The organism is Loktanella sp. DSM 29012 (genome assembly GCF_900110705.1).
Lineage (GTDB): Bacteria > Pseudomonadota > Alphaproteobacteria > Rhodobacterales > Rhodobacteraceae > Loktanella > Loktanella gaetbuli.
In genome coordinates, this window is the sequence record NZ_FOEJ01000001.1 from 858,207 (window position 1) to 878,660 (window position 20,454).

Sequence of the window (20,454 nt, forward strand, 5' to 3'; positions counted from 1 at the left end):
TGCGCCTCCCCCGGAGTATTTTTGGCAAGATGATGCGGACTAGCCGCGGTGACAGCCGTCGGCCAGGGATTTGACGAAGGCGAGCACGTCGGCGACGCTTTCTCCGGCACCGATTTTTTCAACGATGGCAGAGCCTACGACAGCACCGTCGGCGATGCTGGCGATGGATTCCGCAGCCTCGGGCGTCTTGATGCCAAAGCCCACGATCACGGGCAGGTCAGTGTGCGATTTGATGCGTGCGACCTCGGGGGCGACATCGGCGGACTGGGCCTCGGCGGTGCCGGTGATGCCGGTGACCGACACATAGTAGACAAAACCGGAGGTGTTGGTCAGCACCTTTGGCAGGCGCTTGTCGTCTGTGGTGGGGGTGGCGAGCCGGATGAAATTCAGCCCGGCCTTTTGCGCAGGAATGCAGAGTTCGTCGTCTTCTTCCGGTGGCAGATCGACGATGATGAGGCCGTCGATCCCCGCCTCACGTGCCTGGGCGAGAAATGTATCCACGCCGCGCGAGTAGATCGGGTTGTAGTAGCCCATCATCACGATCGGGGTTGTGTCGTCGGTCTGCCGCAGGGTGCGGGCGATTTCCAGTGTCTTGTCCAAGGTCATGTGCTGGGCCAGTGCGCGCTGACCGGCCAGCTGGATCGTGGTGCCGTCGGCCATCGGGTCGGTGAACGGCAGCCCCAGTTCGATGATGTCGACGCCAGCACCGGGCAGGCCCTGCACGATTTCGAGAGAGGTTTCGAAAGTCGGATCACCGGCCATCACATAGGCGACAAAGGCCTTGCGGTTCTGAGCGCGGAGCTGGGCGAATTTGGCGTCGATCCGGGACATGTGGCGGGCTCCTGTAGCGGGGTCGCGGATTTCTGCCAGCGTGGGGCGCGGTTTGCAATGGGGCAGGGGGTGAAATGACGCGGGAGGGGCCTATGTGTGATCCATGAATTATTTGCTCGCCTTGTTGCTCCCGCCCCTCTCGATCCTGCTGGCCGGTCGGCCATTCATCGGGATCATCGTGTTTTTCATCTGGATCCCGGCATTGCTGTTTTCTGGCGGCCTGACCCACCCGATGTTCATCATCCTTGCCTGGTTGCTGATCTACGAGGGACGCAATCGCGCGGCCTGACCTCTTGAGTCTGCCACCGGGGACGACTAGACGCGCGGGTGCACTGTCACAGGAGATGCGTCATGGGCTTCAAGATGGGAATTGTCGGTCTGCCGAACGTCGGTAAATCGACCCTGTTCAATGCGCTGACGCGCACGGCGGCCGCGCAGGCCGCAAATTTTCCGTTCTGCACGATCGAGCCGAATGTCGGTGATGTGGCGGTGCCTGACGCGCGGCTGGACACGCTGGCCGGGATCGCAGGGTCCAAGCAGATCATCCCGACGCGCATGACCTTTGTCGATATCGCGGGTCTGGTGAAGGGCGCGTCCAAGGGAGAGGGGCTGGGCAACCAGTTTCTGGCAAACATCCGTGAATGCGATGCCATTGCGCACGTGCTGCGGTGCTTTGAGGATGACGACATCACCCATGTCGAGGGACGTGTCGATCCCGTCGAAGATGCGGCCGTGATCGAGACCGAGCTGATGCTGGCCGATCTGGAGAGCATCGAAAAGCGTCTGGCCGGCCTTGTGCGCAAGGTGCGCGGTGGCGACAAGGAGGCGGTTCAGCAGGAACGCCTGCTGAAGGCCGCGCAGGCGGTGCTGGAAGACGGACGGCCCGCACGGGTGGTCGCGGTTGATGCCGATGATGCCAAGGCGTGGCGGATGCTACAGTTGCTGACGACGAAGCCTGTTTTGTATGTCTGCAATGTCGAAGAAGAGAGTGCCGGGGCCGGCAACAGCCAGTCCGCGCGTGTGGCCGAGATGGCGGCGGCCCAGGGCAACAGTCACGTTGTGATTTCGGCCCGGATCGAGGAAGAGATCAGCCAGCTGGAGGCTGAGGAAGCCGAGATGTTCCTGTCCGAGATGGGGCTGGACGAAGCGGGTCTGGACCGGTTGATCCGGGCGGGATATGCGCTGCTGCACCTTCAGACCTATTTCACGGTTGGCCCCAAGGAGGCGCGCGCCTGGACGATTCCGGAAGGCACCTCTGCGCCGAAGGCCGCTGGTGTCATCCATGGCGATTTCGAGCGAGGTTTCATTCGGGCCGAGACCATTGCCTATGACGATTTCGTGGCACTTGGGGGCGAACAACCCGCCAAGGAGGCAGGCAAGATGCGCGCTGAAGGCAAGTCATATGTCGTCAAGGACGGCGACGTGCTGCATTTTCTGTTCAACACCTGATGTTGGTGATGTCAGGATTTTCGCGAAAATCCTGACGGAGCCGATTTTTCGCGAAAAATCGGGTGGGGGCGCTGCCCCCATGCCCCCTGGATATTTTCAACCAGAAGAAGACAGTGCGGCGAGGTGGTTTGTGGCCGCGCGCAGGTCTTGTGTAAACGCCGTTTCAGCGGCCGCGCTTTCGTGGTCGGGCAGGCGGAGCAGGTAGGATGGATGGACGGTCACGAAGATCGGTGTGCCGTCCGGGGACACCTCGATCTGGCCACGTCGTTTCAGCAGGCCGTTTCCGTCGCCTGTCAGGCTGGCAAGCGCGGTCGCACCCAGCGCGAGGATGAGTTTCGGTTTGACCAAGGCCCGTTCGGTATCGAGCCAGAATTTGCAATGCTGTACCTCTGACCTGTTCGGGTTCTGGTGGATGCGGCGTTTGGTGCCGTGTTTGAATTTGAAGTGTTTGACTGCGTTGGTCACGAAGGCCGCGTCGCGGTCGAGACCTGCCTGAACTGCGAGGCGGTCGAACAATTGGCCTGCCGGGCCGACAAAGGGCTGGCCCAGGCTGTCCTCGGCGTCGCCGGGCTGTTCGCCGACGATCATCAATGCGGCATCGCGCGGTCCGGTTCCGGGGACAACCTGGGTTGCGGGGCCATGCAGTGGGCAGCGGGTGCATGTCTGCAAGCCGGCGTCGAGCAGGTTCCAGGACGCGGGCTGCGGCGTTTCGTTTAGCTGTTCGCGGATACGGGCAACGCGGGCGGGGGCGAGGGTCGGCGCCGCATCGGCCATTTCGCGGACGCGGGCCTCGGCATTGGCGATCATGTCGGGGATGTGCTGTGCCTCTGGCATGTTTTTCCAGTATTTCCGCGGCATCTCTGACGTCATGGCTTTGACCTTCAACCGGGCCGGGTTGAATATGTTCTTGAAATAGGTGCCCCACAGCTCCTCTGCCGCGTCGTCGGGCAGGTCGGGTTTTTCCCGACCGGGATGAAAGGTGAGTTTGCCGTTGTTGAAGTCCGCGGTGACGTCTGGGGTCACGATCATCCAGTCCATGTCGGCAAAGCGGCGGGCGAAGAAGGGCGCGTTGGGTTCGAGCGTATTGTGTGTGGGTTCGAACCATGCGGCAAAGCTGCGGCGCGGCCCGCCGGTGCGCAGGTCGCGGAACCGGACAAACGCGCGCATCTTGTGTTTGCAGCGGTGCACGGCCTTTTCCATCTGGCGCAATTTCGCCAGATCGGCGTCGGCGCGGTCGGTCATCAGCCCCTTGTCGAGGCGTAGCCGCCAGAGCATGGCGTAGAGCCGCGCAAAACGTTGCGGATCATTGTGCCAGACAACCCATTTGGCCATTTCGACGAAATCGGCAGGCACCTTGACGGTGCCGCGCACGACGGGTGCGGGCAGGTCTGTGGCGAACAATTCACCCTCGCCGTTGTCGTAGTTCCACAGGATATCCTCGGGCGGGGTGCGGGCGGCCAGGCAGGCGCGGGCCGCATCGCGCCAGGCGTCCCAGGTGCCGATGCGGGGCAGGGGAATCGTCAGCATCAAAAGAGTGACAGCTGTTCCGGTGGCGGGGCAAAGCGGGCGCGCAGCGTGTCGCTGTCGGTCAGCCCGCCGGGGGTCCAGTCGGCGCAGGTGATGAAGGCCTGCGCCTTTTTCAGCGAGGCACCCAGCCGCAGCAGGTCGTCATAGCGCAATGTGCGGTGGCGGCGGGTGGTCAGGATGCGGTGCACGGTTTTGGTGCCAAAACCCGGCACGCGCAGCAGCATCTCACGCGGGGCCGTGTTCACATCCAGCGGGAAATGATCGCGGTTGCGCAGGGCCCAGGCGAGTTTTGGATCGACCTCGAGGTCGAGGTTGCCGTCCTTGGCGGTGGAGGTGATTTCGTTCACGCCAAAACCGTAGAACCGCATCAGCCAATCCGCCTGATAGAGGCGGTGTTCGCGCATCAGGGGCGGTTTGATCAGTGGCAGCTTTGCCGTGGCATCGGGGATCGGGGAAAAGGCGGAGTAGTAGACGCGGCGTAGCTTGTAATCGGCATAGAGCCCGGTGGACCGCGTCAGGATCGTTGCGTCCGTGGCCCCGTCCGCGCCAACGATCATCTGCGTGCTTTGCCCGGCGGGGGCGAATTTCGGCGGTCGTTTGCCGGTGTGGCTGCGGTCCTTGCTGGCGGCGCGGTGCTGGCGCACGCCGCCCATCGCGGCACGGATCGTGACCGGGTTCTTCTCGGGGGCAAAGGCCTGCACGGCACGGTCGGTCGGCAGTTCGACGTTGATCGACAAGCGGTCGGCGTGGCGGCCCGCCTCCTCGATCAGTTTGGGGTCGGCGTCGGGAATGGTTTTCAGGTGGATATAGCCGCGAAAGTTTTCGACCTCGCGCAGGCGCTGCGCGATGCGGACCATCTCGCCCATGGTGTCGTCGGGGTTGCGCACCACGCCGGATGACAAAAACAGCCCCTCGATATAGTTGCGACGGTAGAATTCGAGGGTCAACTGCACCACCTCGTCCACCGAGAACCGCGCGCGCGGGACGTTGGACGACACGCGGTTCACGCAATAGGCGCAATCGTAGATGCAGAAATTCGTCATCAGGATTTTCAGCAGGCTGATGCAGCGGCCGTCCGGGGCATAGGCATGGCAGATGCCCGACCCTTCGGTGCTGCCCAGCCCCTTGCCGTCGCGGCTGTCGCGGCGGGTCGTGCCGGAGGATGCGCATGACGCGTCATAACGCGCCGCGTCCGAGAGAATCGCCAGTTTCTGATCCAGTGTCATTGCCATGTGTTCTTGATACGTTCTCATTGCTGGTCGGGCAAGGGGCATTCCCTGCGACTGATCGCGCCGCTTGCAACTGTGGGGCGGGGTGGGGATGATACGGCATGGTAACGTTAAAAGACATTTCGCGTGATCTGGGGCTGTCGGTAACACAGGTCAGTCGCGCCCTGGGCGATCACACGGATGTGAACCCCCAGACAAAGCAGCGCGTGCGCGCGGCGGCGGACCGGCTGGGTTATCGACCCAATGCCGTTGCTCGTGGGCTCAAGACGGGTCGGTCCGGGATTGTCGCGATGGTGGTGTCCGGCACACGCAGCCCCGAGGTCAGCGCCCATTTGCTGGAAATCGTGATGGGGTTGTCGGCCGAGTTTTCGCGAATCGGTTTGCGGTTCGTACTGCATGTGGCGCAGCCGGACGAGGACACCGCGCAACTGCATGAGGATCTGTTTCTGGCAGGTGGTATCGACGGGTTCATCGTCATCAGCCCGCAGCGCCAGGATCCCCGCATCAAGGCCCTGCGACGGTTGGGGGCGGCATTCGTGGTGCATGGGCGTGATCCGGACCAGCGCCATGTGCACGTGGACATCGACAATTACGGCGTAGGCTACCGGCTGGCGGATCATCTGCTGGCGCGCGGACACCGGCGAATCGCGTTCCTGACCGCTGGGGACCATACGTTTTTCTCGCAGGAACGGGTGCGTGGATTGCGGCAGGCCTATGCTGACAGGGGGCTTGATTGTGCAGCGGCACAGGTGATCGGCATGCCGATGATCGCGCCTGAAGGATATCGCGCAACGCGGGACCTGTTGTCGCAAACACAATCACCGACGGCCATCATTGCGGGCAACACAATGCTGGCACGCGGGGTCTATGCCGCTGCGGCTGAGTGCAACGTCGCGATCCCTGACCGATTGTCCGTGATCACCCATGACGACGGGCTGGACCTGTTCGGCACCGATACATTTGATCCGCCCCTGGGCGGAACGATTTCACCTTTGTCAGATGCCTGGGTCAGTGTCGCGCGGACTTTGCAAAACATGATTGCTGCACAAAATGATGGGTTGATGGAATGCATATTACCGTTAGGGTTTAGGGAAGGCGGTTCGATTCAGTCAGTTTTAGATTGACGGCATACGCAGAATTTGCCCTAAATCCGAAACGTTTCGGAAAAGACAAACTGTTATCTGGGAGGATATCAATGACACGTACAATCACCGGCGTTAGCGCTATCGCGCTGATCACCGTTGCGGGCTCTGCCTTTGCGCAGGACCTGATCGTTCCGCAGGGCGAGGGCGATTTCGCCTGGGCCGCGCTGGAAGAGTTCGCAGCAAACAATGATTTCACGGGTGAAACGCTGAACGTGACAGGCGCCACCACGGGTGACGACGCACAGCGTTACCGCAACCTGTACGCCTATTTCGAACAGGCGACCGGTGCGACTGTCGAATATTCGGGTTCGGAATCCTTTGAGCAGGACATCGTGATCGCAGCACAGGCCGGTGGTCTGCCCGACGTGGCGCTGTTCCCGCAGCCCGGTCTGGCCAAGGATCTAGCCGCACAAGGCACGCTGGTTCCCGTCGCCGAAGGCATGACCGATTTCATGGTCGACAACTATGCGGCCGGCGAAAGCTGGAAGCAGCTGGCGACCTTCCCGGGGGCCGATGGCAACGAGGACGTGTTCGGTCTGTTCTTTGGTACGGACGTCAAATCGCTCGTCTGGTACGTGCCCGAGCAGTTCGAAGAAGCCGGTTATGACATTCCTGAAACCCAGGAAGAGCTGATGGCGCTGAGCCAGCAGATCGTCGAAGACGGTGGCACCCCCTGGTGCATCGGTCTGGGTTCCGGTGCAGCCACCGGCTGGCCCGCGACGGACTGGGTCGAGGACATGATGCTGCGCACTGCGTCTCTCGAAGATTATGACCGCTGGGTCAGCAACGACATGCCGTTCAACGACCCGATCGTCGTGAACGCCATCGAGCAGTATGGCATGTATGCCCTGACCGAAGGTTTCGCAGACGGCGGCCCAGAGGCCGCAGCGACGACCGACTTCCGCGACAGTCCCGATGGTCTGTTTGACTTCCCGCCCAAGTGCTACATGCACAAACAGGCATCGTTCATCCCGATCTTCTTCCCCGAAGGCGTCGAGGCTGGTACGGACGTAGAGTTCTTCTACTTCCCGCCGTTCGAGGCGAATTCCGATCTGGGTCGCCCGGTCCTGGGGTCCGGTGGTCTGGCGTCCGTGACCAACGATCGTCCTGTCACCACGGCGTTCATGGAATTCCTGGGCACGCCCATCGCACACGAGCTGATGATGACGCAGGGCCAGTTCCTGTCGCCCCACGTCGATGCGAACCTGGACATCTACACATCCGACGTGCAGCGCGCACTGGGTGAGATCCTGACCACGGCCACGTCGTTCCGTTTCGACGGTTCCGACCTGATGCCGGGCGAGATCGGCACGAACGCGTTCTGGACCGGCATGGTGGATTACACCACCGGTGCGGATGCACAGTCGGTTGCGGATGCGATCCAGAGCCGTTGGGACGAAATCAAGTAAACGCTTGATCTGACATGGCCGGGTCCCGCATCGGGGCCCGGCACTAATGCCGGTCATCCGGCGAAATGCCGCTTTGGGAGGGGACGCGCATGAACCCGGTTTTTCAGGGTCTGATCACAATTGGTATCGGCGTCGGGGGCATATTCCTGTACTTCGTCGCGTCCAATGCCTTGCTGGACAAGGTGCTGTTCCCGGCCAAAGGCAAGAACGCTTCTCGGAATATCAATCGCGCGAACACGGTCAGACCCTGGCTGTTTCTGGCACCCACCATCATCGCGCTGAGCCTGTATCTGGTCTATCCGGTGATCGGCTCGTTCTATCGGTCGTTGTTCAACCGGTCCGGGGACGAATTCGTCGCGTTCAGCAACTATACCACCATGTTCGCGTCGTCCGAATTCCGCACGGCATTCTGGAACAACGTCCTGTGGGCACTGGTCGTCCCGTCGGTATCGACCTTTTTGGGTTTGTTGATCGCGCAGCTGACCGACAAGCTGCGCTGGGGCAATATCGCCAAGTCGCTGATTTTCATGCCGATGGCGATTTCTTTCGTCGGCGCGTCGCTGATCTGGAAATTCGTCTACGCCATCGACCCCGAACTGGGCATCATCAACGCGATCCGCGTGAACATGTTCGGGCTGGACCCGCTGGACGTTCTGCAGGTCGCATTCTGGAACAACCTTTTCCTGATGGTCATCCTGATCTGGGTGCAGACCGGTTTCGCCATGGTGATCCTGTCGGCCGCCCTGCGTGGCATCCCCGAGGAAACCATCGAGGCCGCGATCATCGACGGTGCGAACCCGTTCCAGATCTTTTTCAAGATTCAGGTGCCGCAGATCACCAACACGATCATCGTCGTGTTCACGACGACGACGATCCTCGTGCTCAAGGTGTTCGACATCGTCTACGCCATGACGGGCGGCAACTTTAACACGCAGATTCTGCCCAGCTACATGATGCAATTCATGTTCCGCGATGACGGGCGCGCCACGGCCGTGGCCATCGTCATCATGCTGATCGTGACGCCCGTGATGATCCAGAACATCCGGCAAGCACGCGCCGAAATGCGCTGAGGGGGATACCATGGATAATATTGCAGGTAAAAAATCAGGTCTGACCATCGCGGTGAACATCACGGTGTTCCTGCTGGTCCTGATCTGGCTGATCCCGACCGTCGGTCTGTTCGTTTCGTCCTTTCGTGATCGCGATGCGATTTCATCGTCGGGCTGGTGGCTGGCGCCGTTTTCCACGGAACAGACGTTCCGCGGGCGGGGTGACGTGGAATCCGTATCGCAGGATGGCGCGCTGTTCGTTTTGTCGGGCAATGTGTTTCAGGACCCCGAAATCGCGCCCGCATTTCCCAACGGTGAAGGCGACATCGTGGCGTTCGGTGATTCAGGCCGCGCGCCGGGTGAGTACCCCGCAGGCGAGGTTGCTGATCTGGGCGACGGCGAAACACTGATCGTCGAGGCCAACGGCGACTATCTCTACACCGTCCCCGAGGACCCCGGAAACCGGGGGCCGCGCTACTATGTGGTGGCCTCGACGCCGCCCAACTTTACCCTCGACAATTACCGCACGGTGTTGAGCGCGGGCGGCATGGGACAGGCGTTCATCAACACGCTGACCGTGACCATCCCCACCACGATCATTCCGATCCTGATGGCGGCCTTTGCGGCCTATGCCCTGGCCTGGATGGATTTCAGGGGTCGGGCGTTCCTGATCGCGGCGATCATCGGCCTGCTGGTCGTGCCGTTGCAGCTGGCACTCGTGCCGATGTTGCAGCTGCATTACAATCTGGGGATCGGGCAATCGTTCCTGGGAATCTGGCTGGCCCACTCGGCCTTTGGTCAACCGTTGGCGGTGTATCTGCTGCGCAACTACATGATCGGTCTGCCGCGCGACATCATCGAGAGTGCGCGTGTGGACGGCGGCACGGATTTCCAGATCTTCATGAAGATCATCCTGCCCTTGTCGTTCCCGGCACTGGCGGCATTCGCGATTTTCCAGTTCCTGTGGACATGGAATGACCTGCTGATCGCCAAGGTGTTCCTGCCCAGTTCCGAAGAAGCCAAGGTGATGACCGTCAAGATCGCCGACGACCTGCTGGGATCGCGCGGCGGTGACTGGGGCATCCTTGCCGCTGCGGCCTTTGTTTCGATCTCGATCCCGCTCTTGGTGTTCTTCACCCTGCAACGCTACCTCGTCCGCGGCCTGTTGGCCGGTTCCGTGAAATAAGGAGACCTGTCATGGCAACTCTCAAACTGACCGACGTCGCCAAGACCTATGGTGGAACCGTCGACGTTCTGAAAAACATCAATCTCGACATCAAAAAGGGCGAGTTGATCGTTTTCGTCGGACCCTCTGGCTGCGGGAAATCCACGCTGCTGCGGATGATCGCCGGTCTGGAAAAGATTACGGGTGGTGAATTGCAGATCGACGGGCAGGTGGTGAACGACGTGCCACCCGCCCAGCGTGGCATCGCGATGGTGTTCCAATCCTACGCGCTGTACCCGCATATGACGGTGCGCGACAACATGACCTTTGCGCTGAAACTCGCGAAAAAGTCCAAGGCCGAAATCGATGCGGCCGTGTCCAAGGCCGCCAAGATCCTGCAGCTGGAGCCCTATCTTGATCGTCTGCCCAAGGCCTTGTCGGGTGGTCAGCGCCAGCGCGTCGCCATCGGGCGGTCCATCGTGCGCGACCCCAAGGTCTATCTGTTCGACGAGCCACTGTCGAACCTCGATGCAGCCTTGCGGGTCGCTACCCGGATCGAAATTGCGCAGCTCAAGGAATCGATGCCTGACAGCACGATGATCTATGTGACGCACGATCAGGTGGAGGCGATGACGCTGGCCAGCCGCATCGTGGTTCTGGCGAACAAGGGGATCGCGCAGGTCGGCACGCCGCTGGAACTGTATGAACGGCCCGAAAACGAGTTTGTCGCGCAATTCATCGGCTCGCCGGCGATGAACCTGTTGTCGGGTGAGATCGTCGAGACTGGCGAACAGACCCGCGTGAAACTGGACGGCGGTGGCACCGTACTGGCCGCCGTGCCGACGCAGGCCGCCGACAAGGGCCTGAAAGTCAATGTGGGCGTCCGGCCAGAGGACCTGTATGAGGCGCAAGGCGGCGATTATATCTTCGACGCCAAGGTGAATATCACCGAAGCCCTGGGCGAGGTGACGCTGCTGTATTTCGAACCGCAGGGCGATCAGGATGCGCTGATCGGCAAGCTGCCGGGCATTCACGGCGATCTGCGCGGCAAGCCGGTCAAGATGACGGCCAAGCCCGAAAAGGTGCAGATTTTCCACAACGGTCATTCGCTGCACTACCGCTGATCCAGCGGCCACACTTTGCATCGGCGCGCCACATCGGCGCGCCTTTTGCGTTACATGGGGCGCGATTTGGGGCATGGTCCGGCCAAAGACCCAAGGAAACACCATGCCAACCATTCTGATCCTGAACGGCCCGAACCTGAACCTGTTGGGCCAGCGCCAGCCCGAAATCTATGGGGCCGATACGCTGGATGACGTGGCCGACCAGTGCCGCGCGGTCGTGGGTGACGCCGCAGAGCTGCGGTTCGCACAGTCCAACCACGAAGGCGCGCTGGTCGATCTGATCCAGGAGGCACGTGGCACCACGGATGCCATCGTCATCAATCCGGGGGCCTATTCGCATACCTCGGTCGCGATCCTGGATGCGCTGAACGCCTATGACGGCGCAGTGATCGAGGTGCATATCTCGAACATCCACAAGCGCGAGGCGTTTCGTCATCATTCCTATGTCTCTGGTCGCGCCGATGCGGTCATCGCTGGACTGGGGGTTGAGGGATACGCCGCAGCGCTGCGGCGTTTGATGCAACTTTTGTCCTGACAGTTTCATTCCACCGCCGATGCCTTAGGTGAGGGGCAGACGCGAAGGAATGGATCATGGACTACGATATTTTTGTTATCGGCGGCGGCATCAACGGTGCGGGCATTGCGCGGGATGCGTCCGGGCGCGGGTTGCGCACGGGGCTGGCGGAAATGAACGATCTGGCCTCTGCTACGTCCAGCGCCTCGACCAAGCTGTTTCACGGCGGCCTCCGCTATCTGGAGTATTTCGAGATCAATCTGGTGCGTCATGCGCTGGCGGAACGCGAAACGCTGCTGCGCGCGATGCCGCATATTTCCTGGCCGATGCGGTTCGTGCTGCCCTACGCGCCCGAAATGCGGTTCGAGGGTGAGACGCCGACGTCGAAAATACTGAACGTCGTGATGCCCTGGATGAAGGGCCGTCGCCCGATGTGGCTGATCCGGCTGGGCCTGTTCTTGTACGACAACCTTGGCGGTCGCACGATTCTGCCGGGGACAAAAACGCTGGACCTGACCACCGGACCAGAGGGTGCCCCGCTGGAGGATCGGTTCAAGGTCGCCTACGAGTATTCGGATTGCTGGATCGAGGACAGCCGGTTGGTTGTGTTGAACGCCCGTGACGCCGAGGCGCGTGGCGCGGATATCATGACGCGCACCCGTGTGCTGGCCGCCCACCGGACGGGCGATCACTGGACCATTGATCTGGACGGCCCGGATGGCGCGCGCAGCGTCACCGCGGGGGCGCTGGTCAACGCAGGCGGCCCTTGGGTCGGCAACATCATCCACGATACCGTCCACGTCGACAGCACCGAGGGCGTGCGTCTGGTGCGCGGCAGCCATATCGTGACCCGCCGCCTGTTTGATCACGACAAGGCGTATTTCTTTCAGGGTGAGGACGGGCGCATCATTTTCGCCATCCCCTACGAGACCGATTTCACGCTGATCGGAACGACGGACGCGGCCCACGAAAACCCCGACGAAAAACCGGTCTGCACCCCCGAAGAGGCGCAGTATCTGGTCGATTTCGCCAATGGTTATTTCAAGGACGACATCAGCACCGACGATATCGTCTGGACCTATTCCGGTGTGCGGCCCCTCTATGACGACGGGGTCAAATCCGCGACGGCCGCGACCCGCGATTACGTGCTCAAGGTCGAGGCTGACGGCGGCGCGCCGATCCTGAACATTTTTGGCGGCAAGATCACGACCTATCGCAAACTGGCCGAGAATGCGATGGACAAGCTGGCCCCATACTTTGACGATCTGCCGCCGAAATGGTCGGCGGGTGTGGCCATGCCCGGTGGCGATTTCCCGGTCGAGGACGTGGCCGGTATGATCACAGGCTTGCAGTCCGACTATCCGTTCCTGACACCCTATTGGGCAGGCCGTCTGATCCGCGCCTATGGCACCGAGGCGCGCGATATTCTGGGCGATGCGAAAACGGTCAGGGACCTTGGCCCCGATTTTGGCGCGACCCTGACCGGGGCAGAGGTGCGTTGGCTGATGACCCGCGAATTCGCGCGCACGGCAGAGGACGTGGTTTGGCGACGCACGAAACTGGGTCTGCGTCTGGATGCAGATCAGATTGCGGCCTTGGATCGCTGGATGTCAGATGCGGACTTTTCCACCCTCGCCAAATAGGCGATGATGCACATCCGGCGTCAGGGAGGAACCGACATGAGCAAACATATTCTGGCCATTGATCAGGGCACTACGTCATCGCGGGCGATCCTGTTCGACGCAGAGATGGTACCCGTGGCGACGGCCCAAGAGGAATTTCCCCAGCATTTTCCGCAGTCGGGTTGGGTCGAACACGATCCGGCGGATCTGTGGACCTCGACGGCCGCGACCTGTCGGTCCGTGATCGAACGCGCAGGTCTGCGCGTCGGCGACATTGCCGCCATCGGCATCACAAACCAGCGCGAAACGACCGTGGTCTGGGACAAGACCACGGGCGAGGCGATCCACAATGCGATCGTCTGGCAGGACCGCCGCACCACCGCGATCTGCCGCGATCTGGCGGGTCACGCCGACACGGTGACGGCCAAGACAGGCCTGTTGCTTGACCCGTATTTTTCAGGGACCAAGCTGAAGTGGATCCTGGACAACGTCGAAGGGGCCCGCGAACGCGCCCGCAACGGAGAGTTGCTGTTCGGTACCGTCGATAGCTGGCTGATCTGGAAACTGACGGGTGGTGCGTCGCATGTGACCGACGCCACGAACGCCTGCCGCACGATGCTCTATGACATTCACAACGGACGCTGGTCCTCGACCATTTGCGATCTGCTGGACATCCCGCAGCAGATGCTGCCGCAGGTGATGGATTGCGCCGCTGATTTCGGTGTCACGCGCCCCGATCTGTTCGGTGCTGAAATTCCGATTCTGGGTGTGGCGGGGGACCAGCAGGCGGCGACGCTGGGGCAGGCCTGTTTCCAGCCCGGTATGTTGAAATCCACCTACGGCACCGGGTGTTTCGCGCTGCTGAACACGGGCGATACGCCCGTCGCCAGCACCTCGCGGCTGTTGACGACCATCGCGTACCAACTGGACGGCAAACCCACCTACGCGCTGGAGGGGTCTATTTTCATCGCGGGGGCCGTGGTGCAATGGCTGCGCGACGGGCTGAAGCTGATCCGCGAGGCAAAGGAAACACAGCCCCTCGCCGAAGCATCGGACCCCGCGCAGGACGTGGTCCTGGTCCCGGCCTTTACGGGGCTTGGCGCACCCTATTGGAACGCCGATTGCCGGGGTGCGATTTTCGGTATGTCGCGCAACACCGGACCCGAGGAATTTGCGCGTGCCGCGCTGGAATCCGTGGGCTACCAGACGCGTGACCTGCTGGACGCGATGCGCGCCGACTGGCAGGGGCAGGCGGGTGATGCCGCGCTGCGCGTCGACGGCGGCATGAGCGCGTCCGACTACGCCATGCAGTTCCTGTCGGACATCATCGGTGCGCGTGTTGACCGTCCGAAGGTGTTGGAAACGACCGCGATGGGGGCGGCCTGGCTGGCAGGCTACCGCGCGGGGCTGTATCCCGATCAGGACGGCTTTGCCGCGACATGGGCGCTGGACCGGACGTTCGATCCGCAGATGGACCCGGACAAGCGGGCGGAGAAATATGGCCGTTGGCAGCGGGCCGTGCAGGCGACGCTGACCTATACCGGCGACTGAGCGGCCTTCACCTTGGGTGCGCGGCTCACCCACATCCCGGCGAGGATCAGCGCCACCCCGATCGTGCGCGCCAGCGGTGACCCCGGCGCGCCCGTGATCAGGTCGATCACCACGCCCGACACCATCTGGCCTGCGATGATCAGCAGGGCGGTCTGCGCCGCCCCGATCCGCGTGACCAGCCAGCTAGAGGCCGCGATGAACACGACGCCGCCCGTGCCGCCCAGCCAGGCCCACCACGGGACCTGGGTCACCTGGGCATCGCGCAACCCGCCAAAGATCAACGCGGCAATGGTCAGGGCGACAGCACCCACGATGTGATTCCAGAACGACGATTCCAGCGCCGAGGTATTGAGGCTGAGACGCCCGTTGATCTGGCGGCTGAGGATCACCAGAACACCGGCGGCAAAGGCCACGAGGACGGGCAGGATCATGCGGCACCCCCGAGAAATATCAGAACCAGCGATCCGGTCACGATCAGCGCGAGTGCGGCCATGTCCCGCGCGCTTGGCATCCGTTGCCGCAGACCGAATAACCCGCGTGCGTCTGCGATCAGACTGAACACCATCTGTCCCGCGAGCCCGATCGCCAACGTCCCGGACAGCGCCAGCGGCGTGTTCAAGGCATAGGACGTGGCCATCACGGTGACGGCCCCCGACAAACCACCCGCATAGGACCACAGCGGCGGGCGCACCCTGCTTGTGCGGCCGGGACGCAGGATCGCCAGCGCGATCAGGGCCGCCACCGTGCCCGTGGCGTGTGGCACCCAACTGGAAAACAGCAATGACCCGTACTGCGCCAGCGTGCCGTTGAACAGCACCATCAGTGACAACAGCCCGCCCGCGCCGAAGGCTGCGAGAAAGGCAAGCGGATGGGTCGGGGATTGTGTTGGGTCTGTCATGGGCGCAGATGTGACTCCGATGCCCTGCAGGCACAAGCCCGCATGGTGTTGACAGCGTCGCGCACATGACCTAAGCGCCCCGGACACTGGTGTTGGTGGCCCTCGCAAGGGGATGCCTGTCGGGGGTAACCCAAAGGACAACGCCCTTCGTAACGCAAATGAAGGAGATCAGCCGTGACCAAACGCACGTCTGCCAAGTACAAGATCGACCGCCGCATGGGCGAAAACATCTGGGGCCGTCCCAAGTCCCCGGTCAACCGTCGTGAATATGGCCCTGGCCAGCATGGCCAGCGCCGCAAGGGCAAGGTTTCCGACTTTGGTCTGCAGTTGCGCGCCAAGCAGAAGCTGAAAGGCTACTACGGCGACCTGACCGAAAAGCAGTTCCGCCGCATCTACGGCGAAGCCGAGCGCGTCAAGGGCGACACCGGTGAAAACCTGATCGGCCTGCTGGAGCGTCGTCTGGACGCCGTCGTTTACCGCGCCAAGTTCGTGGCAACCGTTTTTGCCGCACGCCAGTTCGTGAACCACGGCCACGTCACCGTGAACGGCAAGCGCGTCAACATCCCGTCCTACCGCGTCAAGGAAGGCGACATCATCGCCGTTCGTGACAAGTCCAAGCAGCTGGAAATGGTGCTGGTCGCCGCCCAACTGCCAGAGCGTGACGTGCCCGACTACATGGAAGTCGACCATTCCAAGATGACCGCCACCTTTGTGCGGACCCCGACGCTGGGTGATGTCCCTTATCCGGTGACGATGGAACCGAACCTGGTCGTCGAATTCTACGCCAAGAACTAATCGGTTCTGGCCCGCGATACGAAAGGCCGCCCCTTGGGGCGGCCTTTTGCGTTTATCGGTACGTCCTTTCGCGGTGCGCCATCAGCCTTTACATTGGACGGCCACCGTCAGCGCCCGTAAGGTCTCCCCGTTCAAAGACAAAAGGGATCGGTGTGAAGTGACGAAGCCGGACGTATTGAATACGGACTTTATCTTGCGCGATGAGGCGGAGCTGCGGCAGTTATTCGCCCCAACGCATGATACCGCGATCAAGAAGTGTCTGAATTATCTGGACAAACACGCCCGCGCTTTCATTGAACGGTCGCCGTTCATCTGCATCGGCACACAGTCCAGTGACGGTGCGGCGGATGTTAGTCCGCGCGGCGACCCGCCCGGTTTCGTCAAGGTGCATGATGACCGAACGTTGCTGATCCCTGATCGTCCCGGCAATAACCGTCTTGATACTTTGACGAACATCATGACCAACGGTCATGTTGGCCTGCTTTTTATCGTGCCCGGTTTTGATGACACGCTTCGCGTCAATGGCACGGCAGTCATCACGCGGGACCCCGACCTTTTGGTGCATATGGCCGTGAATGATCGGACGCCAACAGTGGCGATCGCTATCAGCGTCGATGAGGTTTTCATTCATTGTGCCAAGGCGTTTCGGCGGTCAAAACTGTGGAGTCCCGATGCGCAGCAGGATCGAGGGGATGTTCCATCGTTGATGAATATTATCCTCGACCAGACTACGGGGGCACCAAAGGATCCAGAGCAACTGGCCAAGCTCGATGAAGACCTTGAGGCAGAGTATCGGCAGACGATGTACTGATGGCTGCGTTGCAAATCTTTGCTGGCGACTTACGCCAGTGTCTGATGACGACAACGTCTAGGACCGCCCCGTAGGGCGGCCCGAGAGTCGTTCGATTTAGTTCGTGTTTTCGGTTTCGGTATCCGTTTCCTCGGCCTCTGACTGCGGCGCGTCGGCCGGGGCGTCATATGTCACGCGCCAGACGGTGTTGCCGGTGTCATCGGCGATGAACATCGCGCCATCGGGGGCGAATTCGACATCGACGGGACGGCCCCAGACCTCTGCCCGCTGGTCGTTTTCAACCCAGAAACCGGTGGCAAAGTTTTCATATGTCCCGGTTGGCATACCATTCTCGAACGGCGCGAACACGACCTTGTAGCCGGTGGGCTGGGTGCGGTTCCACGATCCCTTGAACGCGACAAAGGCACCGTTCTGATACGCCTCTGGCAGTTGCGCGCCGTCCTCGGGGAATTCGAGGTCCATCGCGGCGGAATGCGGCTGGAACAGCATGTCGGGCGCGAGCGCGGCTGCGACCTTGTCCGGGGCCTGATCGGCGAAACCGGGCTGCGGGTTCTGACCGATGTAGGAATAGGGCCAGCCATAGAACCCGTCCTGCTGCACGTTGATCAGGAAATCGGGCACGAGGTCATCGCCCGTGCCGTCGCGTTCCTGCACGACCGCGAACAGATCGCCGCTGTCGGGATGGATCGCCAGACCTGCGGGGTTACGCACACCGGTGGCCACGGTGCCGATCAGTGATCCATCGGGGTTGAAGGCCTGAATGGACGCAGGCACGCCCGGTTCGACCGAGATATTCCCGTTCGATCCGATCCCGACATAAAGGGTGCCGTCGTCTCCGATGGCGATGTCGCGGTTGACGTGACCAAAGGGGCCGTCACCGAACGCGCCCTCTGGCGTGATCATGGTCTGGCCGGAAAAATCATGCTGCGGCACGCGTTCGTCCTGCGGCACTTCATCGACGGTCTGGTTTTGCGATCCGACGATGCGGATGCGGCCCTCGGTATAGGGCATGGCCCAGATGCCCATCAGATCGGCGACAAGGATTTGCGGACCCTCCGCTCCGTCGCGGTAACTGACACCGTAGGGTGCGGTGAACGGTTCGGCGTAGCGCGAGATCGTTTCCGCCGATCCGTCGCCGTCACCGTCGCGCAGCAGGGCGATATAGCCTGCCGACTGGTGGGCCACTAGAACATCGCCATTGGGCAGCACCTCGACTTGGCGCGGGGCATCTTGCAATTGCGCGAACAGCGTCGCGGTAAAGCCCTCGGGCACGTTCAGTTGCGGGGGGGTGTCGGCCAGCCGCAGGGCGGTATTGTTGACGTTCGGCCCCGTGTAGGGTTCGGGTGCCTGATCCATCGTGTAGCGGAATGACAGCCCGACGGTGCGTTCCTGTTCGGGGGTCGCCTGACTGGACGGGATCGGTTCGTCCGTCGTTTCCTGTGCGAACACGGGTGCAGCAAGCGCGGCGGTGGCGGTGGTCATCAGAAGGGTTCTAAGCATCGGGTCCAAATTTTCTGTTTGTTTGCAATCGTGGACCAACGATCTGTACGCACATCAGTTCCAGCGCGGTTGAGAGCAGCCGTTCGTCTGCCACCTTTCGTCCGGATCGCAGGCGGGCTAGCAATGCTGCATGAACAAACCGAATATCGTGATGATCCTTACCGACCACGTGGCGTTTCACGGCCACTACGGGTCTGACCGTTATCCCTATCGCTGGCCGCACCTCGACCGAATCGCAGGGCAGGGGGTGTGGTGCGATCAGGCGCGCTGCATCACGCCCGTCTGCACGCCGTCGCGCGCCAGTTTCCTGACGGGCAAACGGCCTGACAAACACGGGCTGCGCTGGAACAGCGAATACCCCATTCCGCACAATCGCCGTGATTTCCGCGACGACGAGGTGCTGTATCCCGCCTACCTCGCGCAGGCTGGGTATCAGAACCATTACTACGGCAAATGGCACTGCGGCGTGAACAAGACCGCCGCCGACTACGGCCTGACCGGGTGGAGCCTGCCGGAATACGGCAACCTCTATGCCTCTGACCGGTATAAGTCCTATCTGGCCGACCGGGGGCTGGATCAGCCGCGCTGCCGGATCGACCATCACCTGCTGCGCCCGGAGCTCGACGGCACGACCGTTCTGATGGACCCCGAAGAGCCGTGGGATTTCATGGACGGGGCCGGTGTGCTGCTGGGCGATCCCGCGGCGCAGGAACAGAATTTCGTCGCCAATACCGCCGCTGATGCGATCCGCGATCTGGCGCGGGGGAACGACCCGTTCAGCATGGTGATCAGCCTGTGGGGACCGCATCACCCCTATTACCCGTCCGAGGATTTCGCGGCCCTGATCAACCCCGCCGACATTCCGCCCTATCCCAGCTTTGCCGAGGATCTGTCGGACAAGCCCTGGCGCTATCGCGTGCAGCGTGATCTGCGGTGTCAGCACAGGGCGGGTGAACGCTGGCCGGACTGGGGCATTTGGCAGACCGTGCTGGCGCGGGCCTATGCGGCCGGGTTGCAGACCGATGCCGCCATCGGACGGATCGCAGATGTGCTGGAGGCCGAAGGGATTGCCGACAACACGCTGTTCATCGTCACCGCCGATCACGGCGATGGGCTGGCCGCCCATGGTGCAGGCTGGGACAAATACAGCAGTTTCAGCGAAGAGGTCGCGCGTATTCCGCTGGTCATGCGCTGGCCTGACGGGCTGCCCGCCGGCGCCACGATCAGCGATCCGGTGACGTTGCTGGACGTGACCGCCACCATGATCGACGCGGCTGGCGCGCAGGATGATCTGCATCCGCTGGGGCTGGATGGTGACAGCCTGCTGCCGATGGCGCGGGGGACGTCGCGGCGCGAGGCGCTGATCTGCGATCACTTTGGCCATTCTGGCGACATCGCATTTCAGAAAATCCTGTATCTGAATGGTTGGAAATACGTCTGCTGCTGGGGCGACGGGGACGAGCTGTACGATCTGACCGCCGATCCGTTCGAGATCGACAATCGGGTAAACGATCCCGCCACCATCGACCGCCAGCACGTGATGCGCGACCGGATCATCGCGCATCTGGAGGCACGCCGTGCTGCACGGTCCATGTGGAAGCCGGCCGCATTCTGGGAGGACGGGATCGTGTTTTCCTCGCCCGAATGGCCGCGTGAAGAAACGCTGCTGTTGTACAAGATGCGCAGTCTTCAGGCCGATCCCGACTATCATCCTGGTTGATGACGGGCCCTGTTTTTCGCGAAAAACAGGACGGCCACCCATTTTCGCGAAAATGGGGTGCGCCTGTCGTGACCTGCGCGCGCTTGTCACTGGTCAGTCTGCCCGCCGGGGGCTA

General features: G+C 61.8%; 19 protein-coding genes. 13 read left to right on the plus strand and 6 right to left on the minus strand.

What is annotated here, in order from left to right; translation table 11 throughout:
- Positions 1 to 39: 39 nt before the first annotated feature.
- A complete protein-coding gene (gene trpA / locus BMX27_RS04290; RefSeq protein WP_090158608.1) occupies positions 40 to 831 on the minus strand; it encodes a tryptophan synthase subunit alpha in 792 nt (263 codons plus the stop codon).
- 103 nt (positions 832 to 934) lie between these two features.
- Between trpA and BMX27_RS04295 the strand changes: the two genes are divergently transcribed.
- On the plus strand, positions 935 to 1,120 hold the full coding sequence (locus BMX27_RS04295) for a hypothetical protein (RefSeq protein WP_056033070.1): 186 nt from the start codon (positions 935 to 937) through the stop codon (positions 1,118 to 1,120).
- A gap of 62 nt (positions 1,121 to 1,182) precedes the next feature.
- A complete protein-coding gene (gene ychF / locus BMX27_RS04300) occupies positions 1,183 to 2,280 on the plus strand; it encodes a redox-regulated ATPase YchF (RefSeq protein ID WP_090158609.1) in 1,098 nt (365 codons plus the stop codon).
- 96 nt (positions 2,281 to 2,376) lie between these two features.
- Here ychF and BMX27_RS04305 read toward each other — a convergent pair whose 3' ends face one another.
- Entirely contained in the window at positions 2,377 to 3,807 is a 1,431-nt protein-coding gene (locus tag BMX27_RS04305) for a UdgX family uracil-DNA binding protein (protein ID WP_090158610.1), read from the minus strand.
- Positions 3,807 to 5,039, minus strand: a complete 1,233-nt coding sequence (locus tag BMX27_RS04310; protein ID WP_090158611.1) for a putative DNA modification/repair radical SAM protein — start codon at positions 5,037 to 5,039, stop codon at positions 3,807 to 3,809. Before BMX27_RS04310 ends, BMX27_RS04305 begins: the two co-directional genes overlap by 1 nt.
- Positions 5,040 to 5,137: 98 nt before the next feature.
- Here BMX27_RS04310 and BMX27_RS04315 point away from each other — a divergent pair, with 98 nt between their 5' ends.
- The 8 genes from BMX27_RS04315 to glpK all read left to right on the plus strand — a co-directional run bounded on the left by BMX27_RS04315 (position 5,138) and on the right by glpK (position 14,615).
- Entirely contained in the window at positions 5,138 to 6,160 is a 1,023-nt protein-coding gene (locus BMX27_RS04315) for a LacI family DNA-binding transcriptional regulator (protein WP_090158612.1), read from the plus strand.
- 71 nt (positions 6,161 to 6,231) lie between these two features.
- The gene (locus BMX27_RS04320) at positions 6,232 to 7,590 is read left to right on the plus strand and encodes an ABC transporter substrate-binding protein (RefSeq protein WP_090158613.1); all 1,359 of its coding nucleotides are present in this window, start codon (positions 6,232 to 6,234) and stop codon (positions 7,588 to 7,590) included.
- 89 nt (positions 7,591 to 7,679) lie between these two features.
- Entirely contained in the window at positions 7,680 to 8,660 is a 981-nt protein-coding gene (locus tag BMX27_RS04325; RefSeq protein ID WP_090158614.1) for a carbohydrate ABC transporter permease, read from the plus strand.
- Between the two features lie 10 nt (positions 8,661 to 8,670).
- Positions 8,671 to 9,825 carry a carbohydrate ABC transporter permease gene (locus BMX27_RS04330; RefSeq protein WP_090158615.1) on the plus strand — a complete coding sequence of 385 codons (1,155 nt, stop codon included), beginning with the start codon at positions 8,671 to 8,673 and terminating at the stop codon, positions 9,823 to 9,825.
- An 11-nt stretch (positions 9,826 to 9,836) separates the two neighbouring features.
- Positions 9,837 to 10,928, plus strand: a complete 1,092-nt coding sequence (locus BMX27_RS04335; RefSeq protein WP_090158616.1) for an ABC transporter ATP-binding protein — start codon at positions 9,837 to 9,839, stop codon at positions 10,926 to 10,928.
- A 103-nt stretch (positions 10,929 to 11,031) separates the two neighbouring features.
- Positions 11,032 to 11,463, plus strand: a complete 432-nt coding sequence (gene aroQ, locus BMX27_RS04340) for a type II 3-dehydroquinate dehydratase (RefSeq protein WP_090158617.1) — start codon at positions 11,032 to 11,034, stop codon at positions 11,461 to 11,463.
- 56 nt (positions 11,464 to 11,519) lie between these two features.
- Positions 11,520 to 13,085, plus strand: a complete 1,566-nt coding sequence (gene glpD / locus BMX27_RS04345) for a glycerol-3-phosphate dehydrogenase (protein ID WP_090158618.1) — start codon at positions 11,520 to 11,522, stop codon at positions 13,083 to 13,085.
- A 36-nt stretch (positions 13,086 to 13,121) separates the two neighbouring features.
- Positions 13,122 to 14,615 (plus strand): glycerol kinase GlpK, encoded by a 1,494-nt coding sequence (gene glpK, locus BMX27_RS04350; RefSeq protein ID WP_090158619.1) that lies wholly within the window; start codon positions 13,122 to 13,124, stop codon positions 14,613 to 14,615.
- On the opposite strand, the gene BMX27_RS04355 is transcribed toward glpK, so the two are convergent.
- Together BMX27_RS04355 and BMX27_RS04360 are read right to left on the minus strand one after the other, a co-directional pair.
- Positions 14,600 to 15,046, minus strand: a complete 447-nt coding sequence (locus tag BMX27_RS04355) for a DMT family transporter (protein ID WP_090158620.1) — start codon at positions 15,044 to 15,046, stop codon at positions 14,600 to 14,602. The two genes, glpK and BMX27_RS04355, sit on opposite strands and share 16 nt — an antisense overlap.
- A complete protein-coding gene (locus BMX27_RS04360; protein WP_090158621.1) occupies positions 15,043 to 15,513 on the minus strand; it encodes a DMT family transporter in 471 nt (156 codons plus the stop codon). Before BMX27_RS04360 ends, BMX27_RS04355 begins: the two co-directional genes overlap by 4 nt.
- A 174-nt stretch (positions 15,514 to 15,687) precedes the next feature.
- Here BMX27_RS04360 and rpsD point away from each other — a divergent pair, with 174 nt between their 5' ends.
- Positions 15,688 to 16,308: a 30S ribosomal protein S4 gene (rpsD, locus tag BMX27_RS04365; RefSeq protein WP_090158622.1), complete on the plus strand. Its 621-nt coding sequence runs from the start codon at positions 15,688 to 15,690 to the stop codon at positions 16,306 to 16,308.
- A gap of 157 nt (positions 16,309 to 16,465) precedes the next feature.
- Positions 16,466 to 17,119 carry a pyridoxamine 5'-phosphate oxidase family protein gene (locus tag BMX27_RS04370; protein ID WP_177172641.1) on the plus strand — a complete coding sequence of 218 codons (654 nt, stop codon included), beginning with the start codon at positions 16,466 to 16,468 and terminating at the stop codon, positions 17,117 to 17,119.
- Positions 17,120 to 17,215: 96 nt separating this feature from the next.
- Here BMX27_RS04370 and BMX27_RS04375 read toward each other — a convergent pair whose 3' ends face one another.
- Complete coding sequence (locus BMX27_RS04375; RefSeq protein WP_177172642.1) at positions 17,216 to 18,601, minus strand: PQQ-dependent sugar dehydrogenase; 1,386 nt, start codon at positions 18,599 to 18,601, stop codon at positions 17,216 to 17,218.
- 148 nt (positions 18,602 to 18,749) lie between these two features.
- Here BMX27_RS04375 and BMX27_RS04380 point away from each other — a divergent pair, with 148 nt between their 5' ends.
- Complete coding sequence (locus BMX27_RS04380) at positions 18,750 to 20,339, plus strand: sulfatase-like hydrolase/transferase (RefSeq protein ID WP_090158624.1); 1,590 nt, start codon at positions 18,750 to 18,752, stop codon at positions 20,337 to 20,339.
- Positions 20,340 to 20,454: the final 115 nt, after the last annotated feature.

What these genes read in the sequence shown, in the direction of transcription:
- trpA (WP_090158608.1), bottom strand. Translation starts at nt 831, where the DNA reads ATGTCCCGGATCGACGCCAAATTCGCCCAGCTCCGCGCTCAGAACCGC.
- BMX27_RS04295 (WP_056033070.1), top strand. Translation starts at nt 935, where the DNA reads ATGAATTATTTGCTCGCCTTGTTGCTCCCGCCCCTCTCGATCCTGCTG.
- ychF (WP_090158609.1), top strand. Translation starts at nt 1,183, where the DNA reads ATGGGCTTCAAGATGGGAATTGTCGGTCTGCCGAACGTCGGTAAATCG.
- BMX27_RS04305 (WP_090158610.1), bottom strand. Translation starts at nt 3,807, where the DNA reads ATGCTGACGATTCCCCTGCCCCGCATCGGCACCTGGGACGCCTGGCGC.
- BMX27_RS04310 (WP_090158611.1), bottom strand. Translation starts at nt 5,039, where the DNA reads ATGGCAATGACACTGGATCAGAAACTGGCGATTCTCTCGGACGCGGCG.
- BMX27_RS04315 (WP_090158612.1), top strand. Translation starts at nt 5,138, where the DNA reads ATGGTAACGTTAAAAGACATTTCGCGTGATCTGGGGCTGTCGGTAACA.
- BMX27_RS04320 (WP_090158613.1), top strand. Translation starts at nt 6,232, where the DNA reads ATGACACGTACAATCACCGGCGTTAGCGCTATCGCGCTGATCACCGTT.
- BMX27_RS04325 (WP_090158614.1), top strand. Translation starts at nt 7,680, where the DNA reads ATGAACCCGGTTTTTCAGGGTCTGATCACAATTGGTATCGGCGTCGGG.
- BMX27_RS04330 (WP_090158615.1), top strand. Translation starts at nt 8,671, where the DNA reads ATGGATAATATTGCAGGTAAAAAATCAGGTCTGACCATCGCGGTGAAC.
- BMX27_RS04335 (WP_090158616.1), top strand. Translation starts at nt 9,837, where the DNA reads ATGGCAACTCTCAAACTGACCGACGTCGCCAAGACCTATGGTGGAACC.
- aroQ (WP_090158617.1), top strand. Translation starts at nt 11,032, where the DNA reads ATGCCAACCATTCTGATCCTGAACGGCCCGAACCTGAACCTGTTGGGC.
- glpD (WP_090158618.1), top strand. Translation starts at nt 11,520, where the DNA reads ATGGACTACGATATTTTTGTTATCGGCGGCGGCATCAACGGTGCGGGC.
- glpK (WP_090158619.1), top strand. Translation starts at nt 13,122, where the DNA reads ATGAGCAAACATATTCTGGCCATTGATCAGGGCACTACGTCATCGCGG.
- BMX27_RS04355 (WP_090158620.1), bottom strand. Translation starts at nt 15,046, where the DNA reads ATGATCCTGCCCGTCCTCGTGGCCTTTGCCGCCGGTGTTCTGGTGATC.
- BMX27_RS04360 (WP_090158621.1), bottom strand. Translation starts at nt 15,513, where the DNA reads ATGACAGACCCAACACAATCCCCGACCCATCCGCTTGCCTTTCTCGCA.
- BMX27_RS04375 (WP_177172642.1), bottom strand. Translation starts at nt 18,601, where the DNA reads ATGACCACCGCCACCGCCGCGCTTGCTGCACCCGTGTTCGCACAGGAA.
- BMX27_RS04380 (WP_090158624.1), top strand. Translation starts at nt 18,750, where the DNA reads ATGAACAAACCGAATATCGTGATGATCCTTACCGACCACGTGGCGTTT.